The following is a 4032-nucleotide window of genomic DNA, read 5'->3' on the forward strand; positions in this document are numbered from 1 at the left end:
CCGCCCCGACGCCGCCGCCCTCCGCGACCGCGTCGGCCGCCGCGTCCGCGTCCGCATCGGCCGGGGCGTCGCCGACCGCCGACCCGCACACCCGGCCGATGTCGCTGGCCGCGGCCTCCCCGGCCCCCGGCACCGTCTCCGCCTCCGCCTTCGTCGGTGCCTCCCTCCCGCGCACCCTGCGCGGCGTCGCCCGGACCGACCCGCTCGGCCCCACCGGCACCCGGCACACCCTGCGGCTCGACCTCGACGAGACGATGACGGCCCTCCAGGTCGAGCTCCGGCTCAACCGCCCCACCACCCTCCCCGGCACCGCCCCCGCCACTGACCTCCCCGGCGCGGTCGTCACCATCGCCCTGGAACGCGACACCCTGGTCTACCGCTTCACCGCCCCGGCCGACCTCCCGCTGCCCCCCGGCAGCTACACCGTCTCCGTCACCGGCGCCCTCCCCACCCCCGTCCCCGCCACCCCCGAGACCTGGACCGCCTCCGCCTTCGCCCTCCCCACCACCCGCGCCCTCGCCGCCCGCGGCACCTTCTAGCAGCGGGAAGAGCACCACCAGGGGCTCGGGGAACGGCGAGAGCCCCCGCCAGGGGCTCGGGGAACGGCGAGCCCCGGTCTGCGAGCGGTTCACTGCCGTGGCGCGCATCGGCTTCCGGTTCCGTTGAAGACACGCAGCGGCACGAACCTTCGACGGGCTCCGGCCACCAGCAGCACGGCCCCGCCGTTCCCCGGGCCCCTGATGGTGCATGCCCGGCTGCCGAAGAGTTCCCCGAGCCCCTGGCCCGTTCACCTCCCGCCGCTGCCGAAAGCCCCTTGCACCGCCCGCGTCCGCCGCAGGTCGTCCGTGGAGTCGGCCAGGTTCCGCCGCAGCGCGGGCGTCAGCGCCGGGTCGGCGAGGACGGCCTCCGCCGCGGCCACCACCTCGGGGGCGGCCTGGGCGACCGGGAAGAGGACCTGGCCGAGCAGTCGGGTGACGGTGTCGCTGCGGTCGGCGGCCTCGGTGATCCGCTCGAAGAAGCGCAGCGCGTACGCGTTCTGCCGGTCGGGGTCGCCGGAGGCCCAGAAGCCGCGGGCGGTGGCCTCCAGGATCCGGTTGGAGGTCGCGTCGGGGGTGAACAGGAGGTCCCAGGCGCGGGCCTTGGCCGCTTCCCCGGGGCGGGCGGCCAGCGCCCGGGCCGCGCCGAACTCGGCTTCGCTGCCCGGCTCCCGGGCCTCTTCGGCCGCGATCCGGTCCGCGTCGATCTCGCCGAGCGCGGCCAGCCGGGTCAGCCCGGCCCAGCGCAGTTCCGGTCCGACGGTCAGTCCGTCCGGCACTCCTTCGCCCGCCAACCAGCCGCGCAGTTCGGCGAGTTGGTCCTCCCCGCCGCTGCTCTCGACCGCGGCCCGCAGCGCGACCAGCCGGATGCCGTCGCCGCCACCGCCGGCCAGCAGGGCGCGTGCGGTGCGGCTGACGGCGGCCAGGCCCTCCGCGCGGCGGGCGGCGGGCAGGTAGCGGCCGGCCACGTGGAGGCGGGCGAAGGTGAGGACGGTCTCGACGATGCTGTCGGAGGTCTCGGCGGGCAGGTGGCGTTCCATCAGGCCGAGGTACCCGGCGGGGTCGAGTTCGGCGTCCCGGACCAGGTCGCGGGCGTGCTCCCACAGGACGGCCCGGGTGACGTCGTCCGCGAGGGTGGACAGCGACTCGTCGACGGTCCGCCAGGAGTCCGCGTCCAGCCGGATCTTGGCCCAGGTGAGGTCGCCGTCGTTGGGGACGACCAGGCTCGCGCCGGCCTCGACCAGGGCGGGGACGGCGACCCGGCGGCCGGGGCCGAGCTCGACGGGGACCCGGCCGACCGGGACGAGCCGACCGTCCTCGACCCGGTAGCCGCCGACCTCGATCAGGTGCGGGCGGCTGCCCTCGTTGACGACGGTCAGCGCGGTCAGGGTGCCGTCGGCGGCGCGTTCGGTCTCGGCGCGCAGCGTGTCGACGCCGCTGGTGCGCAGCCAGGCGTCCGCCCAGCCGGGCACGTCGCGGCCGCTGCTGGCGCTCAACGCGGCCAGGAAGTCCGGGAGTTCGGCGTTGCCGTAGAGGTGGTCGGCGAAGTAGGCGTTGAGTCCGGCGAAGAAGGCTTCGTCGCCGAGCCAGGCGACGAGCTGGCGCAGCGCGGAGGCGCCCTTGGCGTAGGAGATGCCGTCGAAGTTGACCATCGCCTCGGCGACCGAGCGGGTGCCGTTGCCCGCCACGGGGTGGGTGGAGCCGCGCTGGTCGGCGTCGTAGCCCCAGCCCTTGCGCTGGACGGAGAAGCCGGTCCAGGTGCCGGTGAAGCGGGTGGCCTCGGCGGCGATCCGGTAGCCGAGCATCTCGGCGAACGACTCGTTCAGCCACAGGTCGTCCCACCAGCGCATGGTGACCAGGTCGCCGAACCACATGTGGGCCATCTCGTGGCAGACCACCATGGCGCGGCGCTCCCGCTCGGCGTAGGTGGCCGGGGAGCGGAACAGCATCTCGTCGCGGAAGACCACGCAGCCGGGGTTCTCCATCGCGCCCCAGTTGAACTCGGGGACGAACGCCTGGTGGTACTCGCCGAACGGGTAGCGCTCGTCGAAGAGTTGGTGCAGTCGGTCCAGCGAGGCGGCCGTCACCTCGAACAACTCTGCTGCTTCGCGGTCGAGTTCGGCGGCCAGCGAGCGGCGGGCGTGCAGGCCGAGCGGGATGCCGTCGTGCTCGCCGTGCACCGAGTGCAGCGGGCCGCCGACCACCGTGAACAGGTAGGTGGAGATCGGCTTGGTCGGGGCGAACTCCCAACTCCCGTCCTCGCCACGGACCTTGGCGCCGTTGCCGACCACGGTCCAGTCCGTGGGGGCGGTGACGGCCAGCGTGATCGGCGCCTTCAGGTCGGGCTGGTCGAAGCAGGCGAACACCTTGGCCGCCAGGTCGGGCCCGCAGGTGGCGTACACGTACACGCCGCCGTCGGCCGGGTCGGTGTAGCGGTGCAGGCCCTCGCCGGTGCGCGAGTAGCGCATCTCGGCCTCGACCAGCAGTTCGTTCTCCGCGCGCAGGCCGGGCAGCGCGAGCCGGTTGCCGTCCAGGGCGGCGGGGTCCAGCGGCTTCCCGTTCAGGACGGCGCGCCGCAGGACGGCGGGGTCGACGTCGACGAAGCTGCCGGCGCCGGGTTCGCCGCACCGGAACCGGATCACGGTGGTGCTGACGAACCGGTCCGGGCCGACGGTGAGGTCGAGGTCGAGGCGGTAGCCGTCGACCTCCAGCAGGCGGGCACGGACAGTTGCTTCGGAGCGTTGTAGTGCTGGCATGTCCGCATGCTCGCCGAGGCCGCCCCGGCCGGGCAAGCGGACGGGCGTCCGATTCGCTCGCGGCGTACCCCGGCGGGCGGGGCGGTTTGGTTAGGCTGGTGGAGGCGGCGATTCGAGGAGGAACACGTGACGGCTGTTCTGGCGCAGGGCGGCAACGCCCCCTTGGGGTCGGCCCGGGTCGTGATCGAGGTCACCGCACCCAAGCGGCTGGACGTGTCGGGGCTGCTGCTGACCGCGGCCGGCAAGGTCCGTTCGGACGCCGACTTCGTCTTCTTCAACGCCCCGCAGGGCCCCGGCGTCACGCACCGCCCGGCGGGCGGCGGCTCCCCCGACGCGATCGCGGTGGACACCGCGGCCGTGCCCGGCGAGATCACCCGGATCGTGGTGACCGCCTCGCTCGACGACCAGCGGGCCACCTTCGCCGGCACCGAGCCCACCGCGACGCTCCGGGACGCCGACACCGGCCGCGAACTGTTCACCTTCACCCCGCCCCGACTGTCCCGGGAGACCGCCCTGGTCGTCGTCGAGGTCTACCGGCGCGGCGCCGAGTGGAAGGTCCGCGCCGTGGGCCAGGGGTACGCCGACGGGCTGGCCGGCATCGCCACCGACTTCGGCGTCTCGGTCGAGGAACCGCCCCCGGCGGCCGCCACGGCCACCGCGCCGGCGGCCCCGCCCGTCCCGCCCGCCGCCCCGCCGCGGCCCGGCACGCCACCGCGCGGTGCCGCGACGCCCCCGCCGCC

At 75.2% G+C, this 4032-nt stretch carries 2 protein-coding genes and 1 pseudogene; 2 read left to right on the plus strand and 1 reads right to left on the minus strand.

Features of this window, described 5'->3' with window-relative positions; translation table 11 throughout:
- Positions 1–539: pseudogene (locus tag ACWEO5_RS38110) on the plus strand (hypothetical protein); the annotation flags it as partial.
- Positions 540–787: 248 nt separating this feature from the next.
- Here ACWEO5_RS38110 and pepN read toward each other — a convergent pair.
- On the minus strand, positions 788–3292 hold the full coding sequence (gene pepN, locus ACWEO5_RS38115; protein ID WP_452166654.1) for an aminopeptidase N: 2505 nt from the start codon (positions 3290–3292) through the stop codon (positions 788–790).
- 138 nt (positions 3293–3430) lie between these two features.
- On the opposite strand from pepN, the gene ACWEO5_RS38120 reads away from it, so the two are divergent.
- Positions 3431–4032: TerD family protein (locus ACWEO5_RS38120; RefSeq protein ID WP_452166655.1), on the plus strand; the 602-nt coding region annotated here is incomplete at its 3' end.

It is taken from the genome of Kitasatospora sp. NPDC004272 (assembly GCF_053603035.1).